Annotated in this window: 20 protein-coding genes; 18 read left to right on the top strand and 2 right to left on the bottom strand. The window is 60.0% G+C overall.

Going from position 1 to position 25,298, the window contains the following annotated elements:
* Nucleotides 1-2: 2 nt before the first annotated feature.
* The 14 genes from ERD78_RS08870 to rpoD all read left to right on the top strand — a co-directional run bounded on the left by ERD78_RS08870 (nt 3) and on the right by rpoD (nt 16,188).
* Complete coding sequence (locus tag ERD78_RS08870; RefSeq protein WP_129968900.1) at nt 3-638, top strand: YfgM family protein; 636 nt, start codon at nt 3-5, stop codon at nt 636-638.
* A gap of 3 nt (nt 639-641) precedes the next feature.
* The gene (gene bamB / locus ERD78_RS08865; RefSeq protein WP_129968899.1) at nt 642-1,799 is read left to right on the top strand and encodes an outer membrane protein assembly factor BamB; all 1,158 of its coding nucleotides are present in this window, start codon (nt 642-644) and stop codon (nt 1,797-1,799) included.
* Nucleotides 1,800-1,804: 5 nt separating this feature from the next.
* On the top strand, nt 1,805-3,196 hold the full coding sequence (der, locus tag ERD78_RS08860; RefSeq protein ID WP_129969113.1) for a ribosome biogenesis GTPase Der: 1,392 nt from the start codon (nt 1,805-1,807) through the stop codon (nt 3,194-3,196).
* Nucleotides 3,193-4,266 (top strand): histidinol-phosphate transaminase, encoded by a 1,074-nt coding sequence (hisC, locus tag ERD78_RS08855; protein WP_129968898.1) that lies wholly within the window; start codon nt 3,193-3,195, stop codon nt 4,264-4,266. Before der ends, hisC begins: the two co-directional genes overlap by 4 nt.
* Before the next feature lie 126 nt (nt 4,267-4,392).
* Nucleotides 4,393-4,629 (top strand): RNA chaperone Hfq, encoded by a 237-nt coding sequence (gene hfq, locus ERD78_RS08850; protein WP_129968897.1) that lies wholly within the window; start codon nt 4,393-4,395, stop codon nt 4,627-4,629.
* A gap of 72 nt (nt 4,630-4,701) precedes the next feature.
* Complete coding sequence (gene hflX / locus ERD78_RS08845) at nt 4,702-5,808, top strand: GTPase HflX (RefSeq protein ID WP_129968896.1); 1,107 nt, start codon at nt 4,702-4,704, stop codon at nt 5,806-5,808.
* Complete coding sequence (hflK, locus tag ERD78_RS08840) at nt 5,774-7,078, top strand: FtsH protease activity modulator HflK (protein WP_129968895.1); 1,305 nt, start codon at nt 5,774-5,776, stop codon at nt 7,076-7,078. The genes hflX and hflK overlap by 35 nt, the downstream gene beginning before the upstream one ends.
* A 9-nt stretch (nt 7,079-7,087) precedes the next feature.
* Nucleotides 7,088-8,017 (top strand): protease modulator HflC, encoded by a 930-nt coding sequence (gene hflC, locus ERD78_RS08835; RefSeq protein WP_129968894.1) that lies wholly within the window; start codon nt 7,088-7,090, stop codon nt 8,015-8,017.
* A gap of 141 nt (nt 8,018-8,158) precedes the next feature.
* Nucleotides 8,159-9,322: an ATP phosphoribosyltransferase regulatory subunit gene (locus ERD78_RS08830; RefSeq protein WP_129968893.1), complete on the top strand. Its 1,164-nt coding sequence runs from the start codon at nt 8,159-8,161 to the stop codon at nt 9,320-9,322.
* A gap of 83 nt (nt 9,323-9,405) precedes the next feature.
* Nucleotides 9,406-10,701, top strand: coding sequence for an adenylosuccinate synthase (locus ERD78_RS08825; protein WP_129968892.1), 1,296 nt, complete (start codon nt 9,406-9,408; stop codon nt 10,699-10,701).
* A 66-nt stretch (nt 10,702-10,767) separates the two neighbouring features.
* Entirely contained in the window at nt 10,768-11,310 is a 543-nt protein-coding gene (locus tag ERD78_RS08820; protein WP_129968891.1) for a phosphoribosyltransferase, read from the top strand.
* A gap of 156 nt (nt 11,311-11,466) precedes the next feature.
* Nucleotides 11,467-11,679 carry a 30S ribosomal protein S21 gene (gene rpsU, locus ERD78_RS08815; protein WP_129968890.1) on the top strand — a complete coding sequence of 71 codons (213 nt, stop codon included), beginning with the start codon at nt 11,467-11,469 and terminating at the stop codon, nt 11,677-11,679.
* Nucleotides 11,680-13,710, top strand: coding sequence for a DNA primase (dnaG, locus tag ERD78_RS08810; RefSeq protein WP_129968889.1), 2,031 nt, complete (start codon nt 11,680-11,682; stop codon nt 13,708-13,710).
* Between the two features lie 243 nt (nt 13,711-13,953).
* Complete coding sequence (gene rpoD / locus ERD78_RS08805; protein WP_129968888.1) at nt 13,954-16,188, top strand: RNA polymerase sigma factor RpoD; 2,235 nt, start codon at nt 13,954-13,956, stop codon at nt 16,186-16,188.
* Between the two features lie 149 nt (nt 16,189-16,337).
* Here the strand turns inward: rpoD and ERD78_RS08800 are convergent, their stop codons facing one another.
* Nucleotides 16,338-17,723, bottom strand: a complete 1,386-nt coding sequence (locus ERD78_RS08800; protein ID WP_129968887.1) for an L-serine ammonia-lyase — start codon at nt 17,721-17,723, stop codon at nt 16,338-16,340.
* A 199-nt stretch (nt 17,724-17,922) separates the two neighbouring features.
* Here ERD78_RS08800 and ERD78_RS08795 point away from each other — a divergent pair, with 199 nt between their 5' ends.
* Nucleotides 17,923-18,474: an NADPH-dependent FMN reductase gene (locus ERD78_RS08795; RefSeq protein WP_129968886.1), complete on the top strand. Its 552-nt coding sequence runs from the start codon at nt 17,923-17,925 to the stop codon at nt 18,472-18,474.
* A 9-nt stretch (nt 18,475-18,483) separates the two neighbouring features.
* Entirely contained in the window at nt 18,484-19,248 is a 765-nt protein-coding gene (locus ERD78_RS08790) for a LamB/YcsF family protein (protein WP_129968885.1), read from the top strand.
* Here the strand turns inward: ERD78_RS08790 and ERD78_RS08785 are convergent.
* Entirely contained in the window at nt 19,245-20,423 is a 1,179-nt protein-coding gene (locus ERD78_RS08785) for a benzoate/H(+) symporter BenE family transporter (RefSeq protein ID WP_129968884.1), read from the bottom strand. The genes ERD78_RS08790 and ERD78_RS08785 overlap by 4 nt on opposite strands.
* A 145-nt stretch (nt 20,424-20,568) precedes the next feature.
* Here ERD78_RS08785 and ERD78_RS08780 point away from each other — a divergent pair, with 145 nt between their 5' ends.
* Nucleotides 20,569-22,638: a TonB-dependent receptor domain-containing protein gene (locus ERD78_RS08780; RefSeq protein WP_129968883.1), complete on the top strand. Its 2,070-nt coding sequence runs from the start codon at nt 20,569-20,571 to the stop codon at nt 22,636-22,638.
* A 142-nt stretch (nt 22,639-22,780) separates the two neighbouring features.
* Entirely contained in the window at nt 22,781-25,279 is a 2,499-nt protein-coding gene (locus ERD78_RS08775; RefSeq protein WP_129968882.1) for a membrane-bound PQQ-dependent dehydrogenase, glucose/quinate/shikimate family, read from the top strand.
* Nucleotides 25,280-25,298 lie beyond the last annotated feature (19 nt).

Genomic DNA, 25,298 nt, shown 5'->3' with positions numbered 1-25,298 from the left:
GCATGGCATACGACTTGGAAGAACAGGAAAAACTGGACGCCCTGCGCGCATGGTGGGACCGCTACGGCACGGCGTGCGCCGTGCTGGTCTTCGTTGTTGTCACAGGGGTGGTCGGATGGCGGGGTTGGCAATGGTATGAGGGGCATAAGGCCAATCAGGCCATGGGCTATTTCGAAGCCTTGGAAAATGCCGCGCAGCAGGAGGGCGACGATGCCCAAGCGCGCATCAAGGCGGCGAGCACCACATTGCGCGACGATTTCCCCGACTCGGGCTATACCCCGCGCGGCATTCTCGTAGCGGCCGAGTCACTGCAGCGCCAGGGCGATCTGGACGGCGCGCGCGAGCAGCTCGAGTGGCTGGTGGCAAACAGCGCCGATCCCTCCTTCGTTCCATTGGCGCGCCTGCGGCTTGCTGGCGTGTTGCTCGAACTCAAGCAGTACGACAAGGCGCTTGCTCAATTGGATCCGGCGCCTGAGAGCTTTGCGGGTCTTTATGCCGACCGGCGCGGCGACATTCTGTTCGCGCAGGGTAAGCATGAGGAGGCGAAGGCGGCCTGGCAGACTGCACTCGAGACGCTCGGCGCCGATCCCGTCGCCCAGATCGTACAACTCAAGATCGACGCTCTGAACGAGGCCTGATCCATGCGTATTCTTCTTTCCCGTCGAATTGCCGCCAGTGCTGTTCTGACATTGGGCCTGCTGGGCCTTGCCGGCTGCTCCATGTTTTCCAACGACGACCCGCGATACGCGCCGGCCCCGCTCACCGACTATGCGCCGGGCATATCCGCCTCCATCGCATGGAAGACCTCGATAGGCAGCGATGGCGGATACGGGTTCGCACCCGCCGTCGTCGAAGACACCGTCTACGCCGCCACGCCCAACGGCAAGGTGTCCAAGGTGGATCTGGGTTCCGGCGCCATTCAATGGCAGACTGATACCGACAGCACGCTGTCGGCCGGCGTGGGCTCCGATGGCCGCACTACGGCCGTGGCTGCCAACGACGGCACCGTGATTGCGCTGGATGACCAGGGTGTAGAGAAATGGCGTACAAAGGCGACCAGTGCCGTGAATATCCCGCCGGCGGTTGGCGCGGGCCTCGTGGTGGTGCGCAGCACGGATTACCGCGTGCAGGCCTTTGACGCAGCCACGGGTGAGCCCCGCTGGAACGTACAGCGTCCCGGTCCCGCGCTGGCGCTCAAGACCAACATGCAGATCCTGGTTTTTGATGGTGTTGTCATTGCAGGCATGCCCAATGGGCGCATCATGATTATCGATGCTCGCAGCGGCAACGTTCAGTGGGAGGGCGCAGTGTCCGTTTCGCAGGGCGCAACCGATCTCGAGCGTATACGCGATGTGGTCGGAACGCCACAGGTGCAGGGTCCGTTGCTGTGCGGCGTGGCGTACCAGGGCCGCATGGTGTGTTTCGATGTTTCCCAGGGAGGGCGCCCCATCTGGGACAGGCCGTTTTCCTCGCACACGGGTATGACTACCGACGCGCGGCAGGCCTATGCGGCTGATGCGCACGACGCCGTGCATGCCTTCGATCTTGGAACCGGAAATGAGTTGTGGTCGCAGAACGCGCTGCGTAATCGCCGTCTCACGCAACCCGCGGTGATCGCAGCCGGCGTTGCCGTAGGCGATTTCGAAGGTTATGTGCATTTTCTGTCGCGCAGTGACGGTCACCTGCTCGGGCGGCTTGACGTGGGCGGTGATCCGCTGGTGTCGCCGCTGGTTGCTACCACTCGGGGCGTGCTGGTGCAGAATAGCGACGGAGACTTGGTACTGGTTGGTGCAAATTGACCCAGATAGCATTCAAGCCGGTGGTTGCCCTGGTGGGGCGTGCCAATGTTGGCAAATCCACGCTTTTCAACCGGATCACCCGTTCCCGCGCCGCGCTGGTCGCTGATTTCTCCGGCCTGACGCGTGACAGGCATTATGGTGAAGGAAGAGTAGGCGACCATCCGTTCATTGCGGTGGACACCGGCGGCTTCGAACCCGTTGCCAAGCAGGGTATTTTGCTGGAGATGGCCAGGCAGACTCAACAAGCCATTGCCGAGTCCGACGTCGTCATTTTCCTGGTCGATGCCCGCGCTGGTGTCAATGCGCACGACCACGAAATCGCGCGTCTGCTGCGCAAAAGCGGCCAGCGCGTGCTGCTTGCTGTCAACAAGGCCGAAGGCATGCGCCATGGTTCGGCTGCGGCCGAGTTCCATGAGCTGGGTTTGGGCGAACCGCATCCCATTTCAGCTTCCCATGGCGACGGCGTTGTGGCCTTGGTCGAAGAGGCCCTGTCAGGTCTGGTCACGGCGCCGGAAGCAGATGCCCCGGACATCGATCCCGTTCCCGCCGAGGGCCAGGCTGACGCACCCGATGCCAGCCAGCGCTCGCATCGCATACGTCTTGCAATTGCCGGCAGGCCTAACGTCGGTAAGTCCACGCTGATCAACACGCTGCTGGGCGAAGAGCGTGTTATTGCGTTCAATATGCCGGGCACGACACGCGACGCCATTGAAATCGAGTTCGAGCACGGCGGCAACGCTTATACGCTGATTGATACCGCTGGCTTGCGGCGTCGCGGCAAAGTGTTCGAGGCGGTCGAGAAATTTTCTGTCATCAAGACCTTGCAGGCGATCGAGGCGTGCAATGTCGTGTTGCTGATGCTGGATGCCCACGAAGGCATTTCCGACCAGGACGCGCATATTGCGGGTTTTGTCCTGGAAACCGGTCGCGCCCTGGTGGTCGCCATTAACAAATGGGATCAGGTCGATGCCGACCGCCGCCAGATGGTGCTGCGCGAGTTCGAACGCAAGTTGCGTTTTCTGTCTTTTGCACGCATGCATACCGTCTCGGCCCTGAAAGGGCAGGGCGTGCGCACCCTGATCAAGTCCGTGAACGCAGCGCATGCGGCGGCCTACGCCAAACTGTCTACGCCACGCCTGACTCGCGTGCTGCAGGCGGCGGTGGAACAGCAGCCGCCGCCGCGCAAAGGCATCTTCCGCCCCAAGATGCGCTACGCCCACCAGGGGGGCCAGAATCCTCCGTTGGTCATTATCCATGGCAATGCGCTGGATGCGATTCCGGAGTCTTACCGGCGCTATCTCGAGGCGCGGTTCCGCGAGGCCTTCAAGCTTGACGGCACGCCGCTGCGCATAGAATTCAAATCATCACGCAACCCATACATTCAGGGGGAACAGTGAGCCGCTATTGGGGCGACGAGGTCGCCAGTCTATCGCCGTATGTCGCCGGAGAGCAGTCCAAGGCCGAAGGGCTGCTCAAGCTGAATACCAACGAGAATCCCTATGGCCCCTCACCGCGGGTCATCGAGGCAATTGGCCAGGCGGCGGGCCCGAACCTGCGCCTTTATCCCGACAACACCAGCAAGGCGCTGCGCCAGGCCGTGGGTCAGCTGTACGACATTGATCCAGACTGTGTATTTGCCGGCAACGGATCCGATGAAGTATTGGCGCACGTTTTCAAGGCGCTGTTTCGCCGCCAGGGGCGCCCTTTGCTGCTGCCCGACATTACCTACAGCTTTTACCGCACGTATTGCCAGCTTTACGACATCCCCGTCCAGCTCGTACCGCTGTCGGACGATTTCGCCATTGTGCCGGATGACTACGCCGGGCCTCATCGTCAGCCGCCGGCGGGTATTATATTTTCCAATCCCAACGCCCCGACTGGCCGCGTTCTGGCGCTCGCGGAGATCGCGGGCATTGCCGCCGCCAATGCAGACATACCTGTTGTCGTCGACGAGGCTTATGTGGATTTTGGCGCGGAGTCGGCGGTGACCCTGCTTGAGCAGCGTCCCAACCTGGTCGTGGTGCAGACGTTGTCCAAGTCGCGATCCCTGGCTGGAATGCGTGTCGGCCTGGCCATCTCCAGCCCCACAATCATCGAGGGGCTCAACCGGGTCAAGGACAGCTTTAACTCCTATCCGCTGGACACATTGGCGCAGGCGGCGGCTGTCGCTGCGCTGGAGGACCCGTCCTACTTTGACGAAACCCGGCAGGCAATCATGCGCGAGCGCGATGATCTGACGCAACAACTTGCGGCCCTTGGTTTCGAAGTATTGCCGAGCATGGCCAATTTTGTGTTTGCTCGCCACCCGCAACACGATGGTGGCGAGCTGGCGCGCGCGCTGCGCGCGCAGAATGTACTGGTGAGGCATTTCAACCTGCCGCGCATAGATCAGTTTTTGCGCATCACGGTGGGAACCCCTGACGACTCGCGGCGTCTATGCTCTGTACTGAAGCGCATCATGGGGTAAGCAGCCGGCATTTCATTTAACAACTCGATATTTTTTACACCGCAGTGCTGCGGTTACAGGGAAAACCCTGTAAAGTACATACTTTCACCAGTCCACCTTAAAAACAACATAATTGGAGCCTAGCTAATGAGCAACAAAGGGCAAACACTACAAGATCCATTCCTAAACGCCCTGCGCAAGGACCATGTACCCGTATCCATTTATCTGGTCAATGGCATCAAGCTGCAGGGCCAGGTCGAGTCATTCGATCAATACGTTGTCCTGCTGCGCAACACAGTCACGCAAATGGTATACAAGCACGCTATTTCAACTGTAGTACCTGCACGCCCGGTCAATTTCCAGGTCGATGATTCTGCCGCCTGATTTGTACAGCACGATCTCTCGCTCGCCCGCCGTGCGCCACGCGCCGGCGGGCCTTTCGTTTTGCGGCAGGCCATGAAAGCGCTGATTGTCAGCGTGGACTTGGGGGAGCCCGACTACGCCGCGCACGCAGAAGAGTTCTCCATGTTGGCCCGGGGCGCCGGGGCGGATATTGTCGCTACGGTCGTGGCCCGGCGGTCGCGACCCGATGCGGCACATTTCATCGGCGCCGGCAAGCTCGACGAAGCGATACTGTCGGCCGATTTGGCGGGTGCCGACATCGTGTTGTTCGACCAGGCCCTCACACCCGCCCAGCAGCGCAATCTCGAAAGGCGGTTCAACCGGCGCGTGGTGGACCGCGTCACACTTATCCTGGATATCTTCGCGCTCAGGGCCAAAAGCCACGAAGGCAAACTTCAGGTGGAGCTCGCCCAGCTGCAGCACCTGTCAACCCGCCTTACTCGCATGTGGACCCACTTGGAGCGGCAACGGGGCGGCATAGGCATGCGCGGCCCCGGTGAAGCACAACTGGAAATGGATCGCCGCATGATTGGAGATCGGGTACGCTTGCTGCGCGGACGACTTGCGCGCGTCCAGCGCCAAAGAACCACTCAGCGGCGCGCGCGTTCGCGCGGCAAGACCTTGTCGGTGTCGTTGGTGGGATACACCAATGCTGGCAAGTCCACATTGTTCAATGCGCTGACGCGGGCTGACGCCTATGCAGCCGACCAGCTTTTCGCGACGCTCGACACCACCACGCGACGGGTATGGATAGAAGGGGCAGGGCAGGTCGTTATATCCGATACAGTGGGATTCATCCGTGATCTGCCGCCAACACTTATTGCTGCCTTTCGGGCCACCCTGGAGGAAACCGTCCAGGCCGATTTGCTGCTTCACGTCGTCGATGCGGCCAGTCCCCAGCGGGACGAGCAGATAATGGAGGTCAACAAGGTGCTGGATGATATCGGCGCGGCACAAATCCCCTGTATCCTGGTCTATAACAAAATCGATCAGGCCGGTTACAAACCAAGGGTCGAGCGTAACGAACATGGTACGATTGCACGAGTTTTTGTCAGTGCTCTGGGGCGCCAGGGCTTGGACGGTTTGCGGGCCGCAATCGTCGAATCTGGTCACATCGCGGGAAACAATGCGTCTAATATCGAAAATCTTCAATCTGAATGACCCGGGCTGGGGGCGCGGGAACAACAATGGTTCCGAGCCGCCGCGTCGCCCCGGCAAGCAGGACGGGCCGCCCGACCTCGACGAAGTCTGGCGCGATTTCAACAACCGGCTGGGCTCGCTGTTTGGCCGCAAGCCGCGCCGCGGGCAGAATTCCGGGGGCGGTGGCAATGGCTCCGGCGGCGGCATGGGTGTGCCCAAAGGGTCGCCAAAAGTTATCGGCATCATCGTGCTGGTCGTTGTCGCATTGTGGCTGGCCAGCGGTTTCATGATCGTCCAGGAAGGCCAGGTCGCGGTCGTGACACGTTTTGGGCAATACACCAAGACGCTGCCTCCGGGCCTGCAGTGGCGCCTGCCTTATCCCATTGAAAGCCATCAAATGGTCAATATTTCCCAGTTGCGCACCTTCGAGGTGGGGTTCCGCGGTTCGGCGCGTAACAAGGTGCTGAACGAATCGCTCATGCTCACTACCGACGAAAATATCGTTGATCTGCAGTTTGTCGTGCAGTATCGGCTCATGTCCAACGGCGCGCCCGATTATCTGTTCAAGACCAGCCAGCCCGATGAGTCGGTGAGGCAGGCTGCAGAAACGGCAATGCGCGAGGTGGTTGGAACCAAACCTATGGATTTCGTGCTGTACTCGGGCCGCACCGAGGTCGCGGCAGCCGTTCAGAAGCTGGCCCAGCAAATGCTTGACCGCTACCAGACGGGCATCCAGATCAGTACCGTAGCCATCCAGAACGTGCAGCCTCCCGAGCAGGTGCAGGCTGCATTCGATGACGCAGTCAAGGCGGGGCAGGACAGAGAACGTCTTATCAACGAGGGCAACGCCTACGCGAACAAAGTCCTGCCCGAGGCTCAGGGCCAAGTGGCGCGCATGATCCAAGAGGCCGAAGGCTACCGCGCCAAGGTCATAGGCGATGCCAAGGGCGACACCGCGCGTTTCAGCAGCATAGAAGCCGAGTATGCGAAGGCGCCCGACATCACCCGTGAACGCCTGTATCTGGCGACCATGCAAGATATCCTGGAAAGCGCCAGCAAGGTCATGATAGACACCGAGGCCAGCAGCAACATGCTATATCTGCCGTTGGACAAGATTATGGATGGCGTAGCGCGGGGGGCAGGCAAGAGCGGCAGTTCTTCCCGTACCGCCACCTCGTCCACTGCCGCCGCTGCCTCGCAGGCGTCGTCAGGCGATACCGGCGCGTCGCACAGCAATGGGCAGCAGGCGGCACCCCGCCAGCCGCTGTCGGCCAATCCGTATTCGCGCTAAGAGGTCCAGATGCAACGTTTCTTTCCCGTATTGGTCGGTCTGGTCATTGTGCTGGCCGTATTGTCGTCCTGCGTTTTCGTCGTCCGCGAACGTGACGCCGTACTGGTCTTTGCACTGGGCGAGGTGCGCGAAACCATCACTGAGCCGGGCCTGTACTTCAAGCTGCCTCCTCCGTTCGAAAACGTCGTGAGGCTGGACAAGCGGCTGCAGACCATTGAAAACAACGACCCGGAGCGTATCCAGACCGCTGAAAAAAAGAATCTTCTGATCGATTCTTTCGTCAAGTGGCGCATTTCCGATCCCCGGCTGTTCTACGTCACGTTCGGTGTCAATGACCGCGCCGCCGTCGAGCGCCTGACCGCCCAGATACGTGATGCACTGAACGCATCGGTCAACGTGCGCACGGTCAAGGAGGTGGTGGCGAACGAACGCGATACCATCATGAAGGAAGTGCTCCAGAACGTGGCGGCGCGAGCCAAACCTCTGGGCGTGGAGGTCGTCGATGTGCGTCTGCGCCGCATCGACTTCGCCCCTGAGATATCCGAGTCCGTGTATCGCCGTATGGAGGCCGAACGCAAGCAGGAAGCAAACAGGCTCAGGGCGACGGGTACCGCCGACAGCGAGCGCATCCGCGCCCAGGCTGATCGCGAACGTGCGGAACTGGTGGCGGATGCGTATTCCAAGGCGCAGGCCATACGCGGCGAGGGTGACGCCGAGGCGGCGCACATCTATGCCGAGGCTTATGGCAAGAACCCCGACTTCTTTGCATTCTTCAAGAGCATGGAAGCCTATAAAGACGCATTTGCCAATGGCGACGGTACGCTGGTTCTGAGCCCGCGTTCCGATTTCTTCAAATACTGGCGCTCCGCCCAGGGCAAGGCTGCGGCGCCCAATGGTGCTGCAGCCACATCCCAAGCTGCGCCTTCGCCGGCGCAGTGACTGTGCGCGGGCTTCGTCGTGCCCGCGCGCGTTTGCACCTGCCGCTTATTCGTTTATACTAACGCGTAAGTTTTTGTTTACCTTATCCGCAAGCGACTTGGCGGGCTTACGCCCCAGGTCGCTTTTTGTTTGGGACGACACATGTCCACTTGGTTGTTGCCAGAAAGCCTTGCCGATGTCTTGCCTGCGGAAGCGCGCCGCATAGAAGAGCTGCGGCGTGTTCTGCTGGACCTCTACCGTACCTATGGGTACGAGCTGGTTGCTCCGCCGTTGGTCGAGTATCTCGATTCGCTGCTATCGTCGGGCAGTAGCGATCTGGCGCTTCGCACCTGCAAGCTGGTGGACCAACTGTCGGGCCGCAGCCTGGGTGTCCGAGCCGATATGACGCCGCAGGTGTCACGCATTGATGCCCATCTGTTGAATCGGGAAGGTGTAACGCGTCTATGCTATTGCGGATCTGTACTGCATGCGCGACCGGCAGGGCTGCTTTCCGATCGCGAGCTGCTGCAGATCGGCGTGGAGCTGTTCGGCCATGCTGGTCACGAGGCGGACATCGAGATCATTGAGCTTGCGCTTGAGAGCATGGGCCGAGCCGGGCTTGCCGAGGCGCGGGTTGACTTGAATCATCCTGGTGTGGCGCGCGCTATCCTCGACGCCGATCCGGCGCTGGCGCAGGTCGGTGAAACAGTTTTCGAGTTGCTCAGCGTCAAGGACAGGCCGGCGCTGGAGGGCCTGCAGCAACGCTGGCCCGAAGTGCAGTCCACCACCGTGGACGCACTGGTGGCTTTGGTGTCGCTATATGGTGGCGCCGATGTCGTTGACCGCGCCCGGCGGGAGCTCCCGGCGCTGCCGGCCATTGCGGCGGCCCTCGACAGCCTGGAAACACTCATGCGTGCCCTCCCTGGCCACGCCTTCAGCGTGGACCTGGCCGATCTGGGCGGTGCTTATGGCTATCACTCCGCCGCGGTTTTTTCCATCTACGCCCAGGGATGGCATGAGGCCGTGGTGCGGGGCGGCCGCTACGACGGCATGGGCCGGGAGTTTGGGCGCGCGCGCCCAGCCACGGGTTTCAGCCTTGATTTGCGCAAGCTCTCTTCGGGCCTGCCGCCCGCACCGCTGGCCAGCGCAATACGCGCCCCATGGAGCAGCGACCCGGCGCTGCTGCAGATGCTGCGTGCCCTGCGCGACAGCGGAGAGATCGTCATCCAGATGCTGCCAGGGCAGTCGCAGCGGCTGGACGAATTCCATGTCGATCGCGAAGTCGCGCTGGAAGAGGGCAAATGGCTTGTCAGGGAGATACACTAGCCCCTTCCCATCGGGCGTTGTATCGTATTGGATTAATGTATCAGGCTCGGGGTTTGCGGGGCCACTTTTATTGAAGCATGAACATGAGCAAGAACATCGTGGTAATCGGCACCCAGTGGGGTGACGAAGGCAAGGGAAAGATCGTCGACTGGCTGGCCGAGTCCGCCCAGGGCGTTGTGCGTTTCCAGGGTGGCCACAACGCTGGCCACACCCTGTGGATCAACGGCAAGAAGACCATTCTGCGCCTCATTCCCTCGGGCATCATGCACGACCACGTAACCTGCTACATCGGCAATGGGGTGGTCATTTCGCCGCAGGCCTTGTTGCAGGAAATCGCCGAACTTGAACAGGCGGGCCTCGAAGTGCGCTCGCGGCTGCAGATTTCGCCGGCGTGCCCGCTGATCCTTCCCTACCACATCGCGGTCGATCAGGCCCGGGAGGCGCGCAAAGGGGAGGGCAAGATCGGCACTACGGGCCGGGGCATAGGCCCGGCCTACGAAGACAAGGTGGCGCGTCGGGCCTTGCGGGTTCAAGATCTCTATGACCCGGAGATCTTCGACGAGAAACTGGCCGAAGTCCTTGATTATCATAATTTTGTACTTACGCAGTATCTCGGCGCCCAGGCTGTGTCAACGGACGAGGTGCGCGACCTGGCCATGTCGCTTGCGCCCCAGATCGAGCCCATGGTGGCCGATGTCTCCCACAGTCTCTACCATGCCCGGAAATCGGGCCATAAGCTGTTGTTCGAGGGCGCGCAGGGCGCGCTGCTGGACATCGACCATGGCACTTATCCCTTCGTGACCAGCAGCAATTGCGTGGCTGGTGCCGCTTCCGCCGGTGCCGGCATAGGGCCTCAATCGCTCAATTACGTGCTAGGCATTGCCAAGGCCTACACCACGCGCGTGGGCGGTGGCCCATTCCCAACCGAATTGCTCGATGATACGGGGGCGAGGCTTGCAACAGTGGGCAAGGAGTTCGGTTCGGTCACGGGGCGCCCGCGCCGCTGCGGCTGGTTTGATGCCGCGGCCATGAAGCGTTCTGTCATGATCAATGGCATTTCTGGCCTGTGCATCACCAAGCTTGACGTACTCGATGGCGTGGAGCAAATCAAGATAGGCGTCGGATACCGCTACAAGGGCGAATTCCTCGATGTCCTGCCCTACGGCGCCCATGCGGCCGCCGAGGCGGAGCCTGTGCTCGAGGAAATGGCAGGCTGGACGGAATCCACCGTGGGAATTACCGAGTACGACAAGCTGCCGGTCAACGCCCGCCGCTATCTGGAGCGTATTGCCGAGGTTTGCGACGTCGCGATCGACATGGTGTCCACGGGCCCCGACCGCATGGAAACCATTGTGCTGCGCCATCCGTTCACGGGCTGATTCTTTTCAGCACGGTGCATCCGGGTTTATCATTACGATCCTTCAATGCATCGGAATGATAGACACATGAGCCTGCCACCCAGCACCGACCGAGACCTGTGGGTCACGTGGGACCACTACCATCGCCTTATAGAGCGCCTCGCTCTTATCGTGCACGAATCAGGGTGGCAGTTCGATAAGATACTCTGTCTTGCCCGGGGCGGCGTCCGCGTCGGAGACGTGTTGTCGCGTATTTACGATCTGCCGCTGGGTATCCTGGCCACGAGCAGCTATAGGGAGGCTGCCGGCACTCTGCAGGGCCAACTGGATATCGCCCAGTTCATTACCATTACGCGTGGCACGCTGGACGGAAAAGTGTTGCTTGTGGACGACATGGTCGATACCGGCATGACTTTTTCGCGGGTACGCGACCATCTGCTCAAGCAATTTCCTGCAATTACCGAAATGCGCACGGCTGTCCTCTGGTGGAAGGGGCATTCCCAAGCCACGCCCGATTATTTCGTGGAGAAGCTTCCTACCAATCCCTGGATACATCAACCGTTCGAAGACTACGACAGCCTGCGTCCCCATCAACTCGAATCCTGGGTTCGCAAGGGTGAAAGAGCCTGAGGCCTGAATATTCCTGCGAAATCCAGCACAGCCAGTGGAAGACTGGGGCGGTTCACCCTGTTGCAGCGCGCAATCAGGTGCCAAGAGCGCGTCTTTCATGCTAAAATTTCAGGTTGTCGTAAAACCATTCCTTTTCCATAAGGCTCAAGAGACTACATGCCTATCGTTCGTCTGAAAGAAAACGAGCCGTTTGAAGCTGCGCTGCGCCGCTTCAAGCGCACCATCGAAAAAAACGGTCTGCTGACCGAGCTGCGTTCGCGCGAGTTCTACGAAAAGCCCACGGCGGAACGTAAGCGCAAGCACGCAGCGGCCGTCAAGCGCCACTACAAGCGCATCCGCAGCCAACAACTGCCCCCGCGCCTGTATTGATTGATCCCTGAATCCTTCGTTCAGGAACTCCTCGCCCGTGTTGATGTCGTTGATGTCGTCGGGCGATATGTTCAGTTGCGCAAGGGCGGGGCCAATCTGCTTGGCCTGTGCCCTTTTCACAACGAAAAAAGCCCCTCGTTCACAGTAAGCCCCACCAAGCAGTTCTATCATTGCTTTGGTTGCGGTGCCCATGGTAGCGCCATTACCTTCCTGATGGAGCATACAGGGGCCAGCTTTCCCGAAGCGGTTCGCACACTCGCCTCAAGTGTGGGTCTCGCCGTACCCGAAACGCCTCGCAGCCCGCGCCAACGCGAAGCCGACAAGCGTCAGAAAGAAGAAATTTCTCGCCATCAGCAGGTGCTGGATATGGCGCAAGCCCACTACACGGATGCGCTCAAGCGCTCACAGCCTGCCATCCATTACCTGAAGCAGCGTGGCTTGAGTGGCGAGACGGCTGCCCGTTTCGGACTGGGCTGGTCGGGTAACGACAGGCGTGGGCTGGCCTCGGTTTTTCCACATTATGAAGATGCCGTTCTGGTGGAGTCCGGCCTCGTTATCGAGGCGGAGGACGGCCGCCGCTACGATAGATTTCGGGAACGCGTCATGTTTCCCATCCGCAATACGCGTGGCAAGCTCATCGGGTTTGGCGGGCGCATTATCGGCAAAGGCGAGCCCAAGTATCTGAATTCACCGGAAACCACGCTATTTTCCAAGGGGCACGAGCTGTATGGATTGTGGGAGGCGCGTGCCGGCATCCGCAGCGAAGGCCATGTACTGGTCGTAGAGGGGTATATGGACGTGGTGGGGCTGGCACAGCACGGCCTGGGCAATGCCGTGGCGACACTAGGCACATCGACCACGCCCCATCACATTCAAAAGTTGCTCAGGGCCAGCAACCGTATTGTGTTTAGCTTTGACGGCGACAAGGCTGGACGGCGTGCGGCATGGCGCGCGCTTACAACATGCCTGCCGCTTGTGCGCGACGATATTTCCATGCGTTTTCTCTTTCTGCCCGCCGAGCATGACCCGGATTCCTATATCCGCAATTTCGGCGCCGAGGCCTTCAGGGCCACTGTGTCCGAGGCCATGCCGCTGTCCCGGTTCATGCTGGAGGAGTTGGCATCGCGTCACGCCATGGACGAGGCCGAGGGCCGTGCTGCCTGCGTGCACGAAGCGAAGCCGCTGCTTGCGCTGCTTCCCGAAGGTACACTTCGGCTTCAGATAGAACGCGAGTTTGCGCGCATGGTAATGCTTACGCCGGAAGAACTGGCTGCGATGCTGGAAGCCTCCCCGGTGCAGGCAGAGCCGCTGCAAATCCATCCGCCATCGCAGGGCATAGTGCCCAGCGATATCGGGCGCGGCGGTATCGCTCCGGTTTCTCGCAGCGAGCCGGTCAGTCGTGAAGCCGGCATGCCTCCCGCCTATCTGGACGAGGGCCTTGACGCGTTGGTGTCAGGGCACGGCCAATGGGCAGCGGACAGTATTTTGCCAGGCTATTCGGAAGAAAGCAGCCAGGCGGCCCCGTATCACGGCAGCCCGGGCGCACACAATCCCGGAACTGGGCGCTACACCGGGCGCGGGCGACCGACCAGGGGGGCGCGCACTGTCACACCGCTGGCCAAGCGCCTGCTTCGTCTGCTGCTTGCACATCCCCAGATCGTCGACGCGCTGGGGGACCAGCAGCTTGAAATTCTGCAACAAGGCCCCCATCTTGTACTGGTAAGAGACCTGATTACGCTGGCAAATATGAGCGGTGCCAGGCATGCGGGCGCTTTGCTGCAAGCGGCGGACCCGGGCTCGGCGCTGGCGGATGTGCTGGCATCTCTCACACCAGAGCTGCTTGCCGAGGAAGAACTACCTGACCCGCAGGCCGAGTGGAATGATGCCTTGCTGCGCATGGAACTTGCCGCGATCAGGGCTGAGCAGTCCGCATTGGTCGAATCAGGCTTGAAAGACGAATTTTCTCGCAGGCGTTATCAGGAGTTGACGCGTCGTATTACATTGTTGAATACAAATGTGCCGACGCAATAAGTACAGTAAAATAGAAAGTTTCGTGCATTAGCGGTGCACCCAAGTAGCAAAAAAGCGGGTATTGACCTCGTCAGTCCATTTTGCCTTGCATGCCAATAAGCCAAGGAAGGGTTACCGGATAACAGGACGGCAGTGGTTGGTATCGGCCCATTGCGATGGGTGTGCGGGCGCGAAACGTATTTGCACCGCGGCACGCGCCAGGTAATTTTCCTGCGGCGCGTGTCTGTGTCTACGGAAAACATTATGACCAAAGATACCGGTAACACCTCCCAGGCAACCGACGAGGTTGTCAAGAAAGCCAACACAGCAGCGGCCAAGGGTGCTGACAAGGCGACAGCCGCTGCGGGAGGGGCCAAGGCCGTCAAGAAGGCCGCGACACGAAAGACGTCCAAGAGCGCCGATGCGACCGAAAAGCCGGCACGCAAGCGCGCGGCCAAGTCTGGCGCCGCAGGTACGGCAAAGGCTGCAACCCGGCCTGTTCCCTCAGGTCGTCGGCCGGGGCGTCCCTCCAAGAACGCCAACAATGATGGCGTCGATTTCACGGATGATGACAACGGTGACGCCGAGGTAATCCCCGATCTCAAGCCTCTGCCAAAACGCGGCAAGCGAGGCAAAGGTGACAAGGATGTGCCCACTCGCAGCCAGATGACGCCGGAAGAGCAGGAGGCGCGTCGCAATCGGCTCAAGATCCTGATCAAGCTGGGCAAGGACCGCGGCTACCTCACTTACGGCGAAATCAATGATCATCTGCCCGATGATCTCGTCGATGCCGAAGCCATTGACGGCATTATCAGTACCTTCAGCGACATGGGCATCTCGGTCTACGACCAGGCTCCCGACGCCGAGACGCTGCTAATGAGCGACAATGCGCCTGTTGCGTCCAGTGACGACGATGTCGAGGACGAGGCCGAGGCTGCGCTGACGACTGTCGATTCCGACTTCGGCCGTACGACCGACCCCGTTCGCATGTACATGCGGGAAATGGGCACGGTCGAACTGCTCACGCGCGAAGGCGAAATCGAAATCGCCAAGCGCATCGAGGACGGGCTCAAGCATATGGTCATGGCCATTGCCGCCTGCCCGACCACGGTCAATGAAATCCTGCAGTATGTGCAGCGCGTGCGGGATGGGCAGGCCCAGATCGACGAGGTGGTCGACGGCCTCATCGACCAGGAAGGCGAGGAGTACGCAGGTGCCGGCGTGTCCGTGGATAGCGATGGCGAGGATGATGGCCCCGCCGGTGGCATGAGCAGTAAGCAGCTTGAATATCTGCGCAGCAAGTCGCTCAAGAAGTTCGAGATCATCGGTCAATGGTTCGAGAAGATGCGCAAGGCGTTCGAGCGCGACGGCTATCAGTCGTCCGAGTACGTCCAGGCACAGGAGGCCATTCTCACCGAGCTCATGGGTGTACGTTTTACCGCCAAGATGGTCGAGAAGCTTGCCGACACCCTGCGCGAGCAAGTTGGAGAAGTGCGCAAGCTCGAGCGGGCGGTTTTGCACACATGTGTGGATCGCGCGGGCATGCCACGGGCACATTTCATCAAGGCCTTCCCAGGCAATGAGACCAATCTCGACTGGGTGCTCGAGGAAGTGGCTGCGGGGCATTCGTATTCCGAGACGCTGGAACGGCATGTGCCGGCCGTGCAGGAACTGCAGCAGAAGCTTATCGACCTGCAAGCAAGCGTGGTGTTGCCTCTGAAGGACCTGAAAGACGTCAACAAGCGCATGGCCACGGGCGAAGCCAAGGCCCGCAAGGCCAAGCGTGAAATGACGGAAGCCAACCTGCGACTGGTCATTTCCATTGCCAAGAAGTACACCAACCGTGGGCTGCAGTTCCTGGATCTTATCCAGGAGGGCAATATCGGGCTGATGAAGGCGGTGGACAAGTTTGAATACCGGCGCGGCTACAAGTTCTCAACGTATGCCACCTGGTGGATACGCCAGGCCATCACGCGTTCCATTGCGGATCAGGCCCGTACCATCCGTATTCCGGTCCATATGATCGAAACCATCAACAAGATGAACCGGATCAATCGGCAGATTCTTCAGGAAACGGGAGCGGAACCCGATCCGGCGACCCTGGCGCAGAAGATGGACATGCCGGAAGACAAGGTGCGCAAAATCCTGAAGATTGCCAAGGAGCCCATTTCCATGGAAACGCCCATCGGGGATGATGACGATTCCCATCTGGGCGATTTCATTGAAGATACGGGCACGCTGTCTCCCTCCGAATGGGCGCTGCATGGCTCGATGCGTGATGTGGTCAAGGAGGTTCTGGACTCCCTGACCCCGCGTGAAGCCAAGGTTTTGCGCATGCGTTTCGGCATTGAAATGAGCACCGACCAGACGCTGGAAGAGGTCGGCAAGCAGTTCGATGTCACGCGCGAACGCATTCGCCAGATTGAAGCCAAGGCGTTGCGCAAGTTGCGTCATCCCAGCCGGGCTGACAAGCTCAAGAGCTTTCTTGAAGGGCAGTAGTGTTTCTTGGATCCGTTCGTCGCGGACAGGCCTGACCTGCCGCGCAAAGCGCCCCGGCGATGTTTCATCGCCGGGGTTTTTGTTTTAGTTGAAGTTAGCGACAGGATTGTCCGGTGAGGGCTGGCGCCTGGATGTCATCAGCTGGTTGGTCAGCACTCGGGGAGGTTGACTGCCAGCCCGCCTTGGCTGGTTTCCTTGTATTTTGTGCTCATTTCCTCACCGGTCTGGCGCATGGCTTCAATGCAATTGTCCAGCGGCATGAAATGCGTACCATCGCCTCTCAAGGCCAGCGATGCCGCGGTTACGGCCTTGGTGGCGCCTATCCCATTGCGCTCGATGCAGGGTACTTGCACCAGACCGCCCACCGGATCGCATGTCATGCCAAGATGGTGCTCCAGCGCGATTTCAGCAGCATTCTCGATTTGACGGGGTGTTCCGCCCAGTACCGCACAGAAGCCCGCCGCCGCCATCGAGGCTGCCGAACCCACTTCACCTTGACATCCGGCTTCTGCCCCAGAAATCGATGCCCGATACTTGATCAAGCCGCCGATTGCTGCCGCCGTAAGCAGAAAATCGGGAACCTTTTGGGGATCGGCGCCTCTGCAGTGGTCCAGGTAATACCGCAGTACGGCCGGCAGCACACCCGCCGCGCCGTTGGTGGGTGAAGTCACCACTTTGCCACCGGCGGCATTTTCCTCGTTCACAGCCATGGCATAGACACTGAGCCAGTCATTGGCCGCATGGGGCTGGGCGCGCTGACTATTTCGTTCACTTTCGAGCTGACGCCGCATGGCCGCGGCTCGCCGATTGACCTTGAGGCCGCCTGGCAACTGGCCTTCGGCGTTCAGCCCGCGTTCGATACACGCATCCATGGCTTTCCATAGTGCAGTAACGCCTGCCTGCACCTGCGTGGCAGGGCGCTCGGAGCATTCGTTGGCAAACTTCATCTGGGCGATGGTAAGGCCGCTTTCCTCCGCCATCTGCAGCATCTGCGCGGCGCTGTCGAATGGATATGGCCAATGCTGCCTGCGGTCTCCGGAATCAGCCGTGGGATGTTCGCGCTCGCTGGCGGTGACAACAAAGCCCCCACCGATGGAGTAATACGTTTCACTGACACAGACCCGCCCATCTGATTGCAAGGCTTCGAAGATAAGGCCATTGGCATGTCCGGGCAGCGCCGGGCCGTAGTTAAAGACGATATCGGCTTGCGGGTCGAACGCCAGGTGGGGCAGGCCCGAATGCCGCAATACCTTGTGTTCGCGAAGTGCGACGAGCTGTGAATCTGCCGCGTCGAGATCCAGTGTGGCGGGGGCATGGCCTAGCAAGCCCAGGCAGACCGCGCGGTCCGTGGCATGGCCGCGGCCAGTGTAGGCCAGCGATCCGTACAACGTTACGCGCACGCGGGCTGCATTGCGCGCGGCGTCGTGATCGCGTAGCAGCGAGAGAAAGCGTACCGCCGCGGTCATGGGGCCCATGGTGTGCGAGGAGGACGGGCCCACGCCAATCTTGAAGACGTCGAATATGCTGAGAAACATCGGCTGCCTTGTCTGAATTAAAACGGATGGCGGTTGCGGACGTATGCTCTGCGGTCCGGGCGATGCCGAACCTTGCGTTATCTCGCGGGAGCATCCTGTTGTGCCATAGTGATAATGATAGCGGGAATGCAATGTCTCGGGTTGGCAGCACCGCAGGCCGCGCTAGAATGTCTCTACTTTGAGACACCGAGGAGAAGACATGGACCAAGTGAGCACTACTGTTGCCGTCCTGGTGGGAAGCCTGCGCAAGGCATCCATCAATCGCAAGATCGCGCTGGGCCTCCAGCAGCTTGCCCCAGCCAGCCTGTCGCTCGAGATTGTGGAAATAGGCCATCTTCCACTCTACAACCAGGATTACGATGACAACTCACCCGAGTCCTATACGGCGTTCCGACAGAAAATTCTGGCGTCTGGCAGCGTGTTGTTTGTCAGCCCGGAGCATAACCGGGGTATGCCGGCCGCGCTCAAGAACGCAATCGACATCGGATCGCGTCCGTACGGGAAAAGCGTGTGGTCCGGCAAGCCGGGCGCCGTCATTACCGCGTCGCCGTCCATGGTCGGCGGCTTCGGATCGAGCCAGCAGATTCGCCAGTCCCTGGCATGCCTGAACGTTTTGACCATGCCCAACCCTGAAACCTACCTGGGCCAAGCCGACAAACTCTTCGATCCCGCCGGGCAACTGACTGAAACGGGACAGGCGCTGCTGTCCAGTTTCATCGAACATTACGCACAATGGGTGCAACGTTTTTAGGAGACGACCATGGCCTGGACCATAGACCTGAACTGCGATATGGGCGAGAGTTTTGGCGTATGGGTCATGGGACATGACCTGGATGTGCTTCCGCACGTCACCTCGGCTAATATTGCCTGCGGCTTCCATGCGGGGGACCCCGCCACAATGCGCAAGACGGTCGAGGCGGCTTTACGGCACGGCGTCGCCCTGGGCGCTCATCCAGGGCTGCCCGATCTCATGGGATTCGGACGCCGCAGCATTCCCGTCAGGCCCGATGAGGCCTATGACATGGTTGTGGTGCAGGTAGGGGCGCTGGCGGCCGTCGCAGCCAGCCAGAATGCGCGGCTGCATCATGTGAAGGCACACGGCGCCTTGTACAACATGGCCTCGCGCCAGCGGGAGTTGGCGATGGCCATCGCCCAGGCGGTGCATGATGTCGACAATACCCTGGTGCTTTACGCTCTGGCAGGCAGCGCGCAGGTCGATGCGGCGCGCGAGGTCGGTCTGGCCGTGGCGCAAGAGGTGTTCGCCGATCGCAGCTATCAGGACGATGGCAGCCTGACGCCGCGCACGCAGCCTGGCGCCATGATCGAGGATGTGGACGCTTCTGTCAGGCAGGTGCTGCGCATGGTGACTGAAGGCAAAATTCGAAGCCAGCAGGGAACCGATATTTCAGTTCAAGCTGACACATTGTGTATACATGGTGATCAACCTGGGGCGGTAGAATTCGCCAAAGTGATACGGCAGGCGCTGGCTGAAGCCGATATCGGTGTGGGCACCGTCGACGCTTAGATGGTTGGCCGGCTGCGACGGCGCATGCCGCACAATGCCCAGTGCACCGTCATGCCCAGGATCAGACCCCAAAATGCGCTGCCTATGCCAAGCAGAACGAGACCCGACGCCGTGGCCATGAAGGTCACGAGGGCCGCTTCGCGCCCGTGTTCGTCAGCCAGGGCTGCCGACAGGCTGTTGCCGATCGTGCCGAGCAGCGCCAGCCCCGCGATGGCGGCAACGAGCTCCTTGGGAAAGGCTGCAAACAATGCAACCACGCTGGCGCCGAACACGCCCGTGAGCAGATAGAAAGTGCCTGCCCAAACCGAAGCCTTGTAACGCTGGTCTGCGTTGGGGTCGGCATCGGGGCTCATGCAAATGGCTGCCGTGATGGCAGCGAGGTTGAATGCGTAGCCGCCAAAAGGCGCCAGAACAAGACCGGTAAGGCCCGTCCAGCTAATCAATGGCGAGGCGGGTGTCTGGTAACCATTGGCGCGCAGCACTGCCAGGCCGGGTATGTTCTGCGATGTCATGGTTACTACAAACAGGGGCAGGCCGACGCCCAGCAGCGCCTGCCATGAGAATCGAGGCATGGTGAACTCAGGCCATGCAATCGCCCAGGAAAGCGTGTCGGTGTGCACCAGGCCAAGCGCTACGGCGGCAATACTTCCTGCCGCCAAGGCAACGGGTACTGTATAGCGCGGTAGCCACAGGCGTCCGGCCAGATAGGCCAGAAACATGATACCAGTCAGGGCCCAACGGCTTTGCATGGCAATAAAGAGATCCATGCCGAAGCGCAGCAGGATGCCCGCGAGCATGGCAGCCGCGATGTGGCGCGGCATGTATTGCATGAGTTTCTGAAACCAGCCCGTTACCCCGCTCAGTGTGATAAGCAACGATGAAAACAAAAAAATGCCAATGGCCTGACCCATGTCGAGGCCTGAGAGGCTGGTGGCCAGCAGGGCCGCGCCAGGTGTGGACCACGCGGTAAGGACGGGGCTGCGATAGCGCAGCGACAGGCCGATGCAGCTCGCGCCCATGCCTATGCCCAATGCCCACATCCAGGAATTGAGTTGGGCGGGGGTCGCGCCAACGGCGCTGGCCGCCTGAAAAATAATGGCCACGGAGCTGGTGTAGCCAACCAGTACGGCAATGAAGCCCGCTGAGAGGTGAGAGATCCGGAACACGTTGTTCACTTCATATCCGTCATGCTGCCTGTGGCGAGATCGTTATGCTATCACCCCGGCAGGAGCATGAGGTTGAGGCGTGTGCGGTCTTGGATGGCATCTTTTAAATGATATGTTATAACATTGCATTTTTTAAATAGACAAGAGGCATGACATGTCGATAAAACTCCGCGCGCTAACCATTGCAATTGCCTCCGCGCTTGCAGCACAGGCGCATGCCCATCAGGGCGATGCGAAGACCGGGAGAGGCGTTACAGAACTGTCCGCGGTTACGGTCCGGGCCTATCCGTTGAGTGGCGACGGTGGTACGGCTATATCGGCGGATACCCTGGACGGCTCGTCGCTGCTGTTGGCAGGCCAGGCCACATTGGGCCAGACTCTTGACGGGTTGCCAGGTGTCCATTCAGACACTTTCGGCGGCGGCGCAAGCAGGCCCGTGATACGTGGACAGACGGCGCCGCGCGTCAAGGTGCTGTCCGATGGTTCGGAGCTCATGGACGCCTCAAGCGTATCTCCCGACCACGCAATCACAAGCGAGCCCATGCTTGCACGCCGCATCGAAGTCCTGCGAGGGCCTGCAACCCTGTTGTATGGCGGAGGAGCCATTGGCGGCGTGGTCAATGTGCTTGATAACCGTATTCCTGAGGCGATGCCCGAAAACGGTCTTGAGGGCATGGTCCGTGTTAGCGGAGCCACGGGCTCGGACGAACGAACGGGGGCCTTTGGCCTGACTGCCGGGGGCAACAATATTGCCGTGCACGTCGAAGGCCTCAAGCGCCGTGCCTCCGATTATCAAGTGCCCGATTGGCCTGGAGGGCGCCTTAAGGGTTCGTTCGAACAGACCGAAACAGGTAGCGTAGGCTTGTCCTGGATAGGCAGCCGCGGCTACGCGGGGCTCGCTTACACCCATACCTATCGTAAGTATGGGCTGCCGGGGCACGAACATGAATACGAGGGCTGCCACCCTCATGGCTCCCACCTGCATTGCGGCGGGCATCATGATCACGACGACCATGACGAGCACGGGGAGCATGACGATCATGATCATGGCCATGGGCACGAAGAACACGATGCTCCTTTCGTGAAACTGCGCAGCGACCGCATGGATTTTCGTGCTGCCTATCGCGAACCATTCACTGGCGTGCGCGAGATTCGGCTGCGCGCGGGTCTGACCGACTACCAACACCAAGAGATCGAGGGCCGCGAGGTGGCCACCACATTCAAGAACCGTGGCCATGATGCCCGCATCGAGCTGGAACACCAGCCGCTCGCAGGCTGGCGAGGCGTGCTGGGCCTACAGGAAGGGCGCAGCGATTTCAGTGCCCTGGGCGAAGAGCGATTCATACCGCGATCCGTGACGCAAAGCGCCGGCATATTCCTGCTTGAGCGTTATGCCTTGGCAGATTGGCAGTTCGAGCTTGGTGCCCGCCACGACTGGCAGTCGGTCGATCCTGATTCAAGCCAGCCGGCAAGAAATATGGAGGGAACCTCATTATCGGCCGGCGCGACATGGCATTTCGCGCCGGCATATGCACTCGCCTTGTCGGCTTCGCGTTCGCAACGCCTGCCTACCGCCCAGGAACTCTATGCCAACGGCATCCATCTAGCGACAAATACATATGAACTGGGCAACGCAAGCCTTGATCGCGAAACCTCGCACAATCTGGAAATCAGCCTACGCAAGCAAGCGGGACGCCTGCGCTACACGCTGACAGCGTTCCACAATCATGTCAAAAACTATATCTATGCCGACACGCTGGACCGCCACGAAGATTTTCGTCTTATCTCCTATGCCCAGCGCGATGCCACGTTCGACGGACTGGAAGCGGAGGTTAACTACCGTCAGAATCGCCATCTGACCTGGGGCGTCTTTGGTGATCTCGTACATGGAAAACTTGAGGGTGGCGATAATTTGCCCCGCATTCCTGCAGCCCGCGCCGGCCTGCGCCTGCGCGCCGACTGGAACCGCTGGTCGGCCGATATCGAAGCTTATCGCGTGTTCAAGCAAGACCATGTGGCGGACTACGAGTCCAAGACTCCCGGATACAACATGGTCAATCTGGGCATAGCCTACGAAGGCCGGATGGGCGCGAGCGACTATACGGTTTATTTCAGAGCCAGCAATTTGTTTGACGAAAAAGCATACAACCATGCTTCGTTCATCGCCAACAAAGCGCCGCTGCCCGGCAGACGCCTCATGCTGGGCGCCAGCGTAAGCTACTGACGGGATAGAAAGCGGGGCAATTGCGGCAGGTGCTGTGCGCCTGCCGCGCGACAGCATCCATCATACATGGTCAGTCACCAGGTATTGCACTTGCTGGCAGCTTCCGAAGCAGGCTCGCCAATTTCGCAACTGGAGGCACATCATGCAGCATACCCGACCTGGCCCATGGTTGATCGCCATGGCCGTTCTATGTTTTGGACTTGGGTTGGCGCTTCTCATTGGCGGCGTGTGGCTGGCCGCACTGGGCGGGTCGTGGTTTTATCTTTGTACGGGTATGGTGCTTGTAGCGATATCCGTGCTCCTGTATAGGCGAAAGGCGAGCGCGCTCTGGCTGTACGCGGCCTTGGCGCTGGCAACTCTGGCCTGGTCCGTATGGGAAGTGGGCCTTGATTGGTGGCCGTTGGCCGCACGTCTTGATCTGGTCTTTGTTCTCGGCCTTCTATTGCTTGCCCCATGGACGGTCCGTTCGCTCACTCGCGAACACGGGGGGGGAAGCGACGAGACGACTCAGCAGCGCAATCAAGCGGCATATAGACGCGTGCGCATTCCTCTCGCCTCCGTGCTGGTCGTCACAATAGGCGTATGCATTGCATCCTGGTTGACACAACCGCATACGATCGAGGGCAGACTACCGGACCGGCACGCGGTGCTGGATGCGCCCGGGGGAAGCATGACAGCGGGAGAGTGGCCCGCATACGGGCGCACGGGCAAGGGGCAGCGTTTTTCACCACTGGCCCAAATTACTCCCGACAATGTGCGCGGGCTGGATATCGCCTGGCACTATCATACGGGCGATGTGAAGCGGGGAAAGTCCGATCCCGAAGAAACGACTTTCGAGGCAACGCCGCTGAAAATAGGTGAACGCCTGTTTCTTTGCACCCCCCATCAGTCGGTGATTGCCTTGGATGCCAGTAGTGGCGATGAGATCTGGCGCTACGACACGCAGGTGGCGAAAGATCTGACACTGCAGCATCTTACCTGCCGTGGGTTGTCCTATTTCGGAGGAGGTCCTGCGGCACCATCGGGCGGCGCTGAGACAATGTCTTCTGGTACCGATGTTCCGACCGCCAGCGCTGCGAGGCACGCGACTGCCGCTCGCATCGGCCCCGTTTCGGATCGCTGCGACGCCATGCTCTTCATGCCCACCGCAGATGGCCGCATCATTGCATTGAATCCCGATGATGGCAAAGTTTGTAAGGATTTCGGTGGCGGCACCGGGCAGATTAATCTTTGGGAACATATGCCCAACGTGAAGCCTGGCTCTTACTACTCAACCTCTCCGGTCGTAGTGACACGGTCACTCATCATTGTAGGTGGCACGGTCCTCGATAATGTGTCCACTCACGAGACATCAGGTGTCATTCGGGCCTTCGATGTGCGAACCGGTGAACTTGTCTGGAACTGGGATTCCGGCAATCCCGACAGCACTCGGCCTCTGGGCGAGGGAGCAACCTACACAGCCAATTCGCCTAACAGCTGGTCCATTTCCAGTGTAGATGAAAGCTTGGGTATGGTCTATGTGCCTATGGGCAATGCGCCGCCAGATCAGTGGGGAGCTGATCGCAGCGAGTCCGAGGAGAAGTATTCTTCTTCGGTTGTGGCACTGGACTTGGAGACAGGTCGTGTGCGCTGGGTATTTCAAACCGTACACCACGATTTGTGGGACTATGACGTCCCTTCGCAGCCTAGCCTGGTAGATCTGAAGATTGGCGGCAAAACCGTACCCGCCTTGGTGCAAGCCACTAAGCAGGGAGAACTGTATGTGCTGGATCGACGCACCGGCAAGCCGGCCTTGCCCGTCACGGAGCAGCCGGCGCCTAGTCGATCCCAGCAGGGCGATCATGTTTCGCTGACTCAGCCAGTCTCTAAGCTATCATTCAATCCTCCCAAACTGACCGAAGCTTCAATGTGGGGTGCCACGCTTCTTGATCAATTGGCATGCCGCATTGAGTTCAAACGGCTTCGGTACGAGGGGCGTTACACGCCTCCAAGCACCCGCGGCAGCCTGATCTACCCTGGCAACTTTGGCGTATTCAACTGGGGTGGTATTGCCGTGGATCCCCAGCGTCAGGCCGCCTTTACCACGCCCGCTTACCTCGCCTTTGTTTCCAGGCTGGTGCCGCGCAAAGATGACAAGACTTTCTATGTCCAGGGAAACAAGCGACCCTTTGGCAGCCTGCCGGCATTGAATGAAAACTTTGGCGCACCATACGCCGTACAGCTTTATCCTTTTCTGTCCCCACTGGGGATTCCGTGTCAGGCCCCGCCCTGGGGCTATGTGGCTGGCGTTGATCTGAATGAAGGCAGAATTGTCTGGATGCACAAAAATGGCACCGTGCGCGACAGCTCTATGCTGCCGTTGCCGTTTCGCATGGGTGTGCCTTCTCTTGGAGGGCCGCTCGTAACCGGGGGTGGCGTGGCATTTCTTTCTGGAACGATCGACAACTACGTTCGCGCCTACGACATGGCCACGGGTGAGCAGCTATGGGAAAGCCGTTTACCCGCTGGCGGGCAAGCCACTCCTATGACGTATATGGGCAGCGATGGCCGCCAGTATATTGTTGTGGTGGCCGGCGGGCATGGCTCGCTGGGCACCAAGGTCGGCGATGATGTGATTGCCTATGCCCTGCCGCCTGACTGATCGCAGGAATGGGCATGAC

Source organism: Allopusillimonas soli (assembly GCF_004153445.1).
In the GTDB taxonomy this organism is placed as follows: domain Bacteria; phylum Pseudomonadota; class Gammaproteobacteria; order Burkholderiales; family Burkholderiaceae_B; genus Allopusillimonas; species Allopusillimonas soli.
This window is presented reverse-complemented; position numbering and strand designations above follow the sequence as displayed.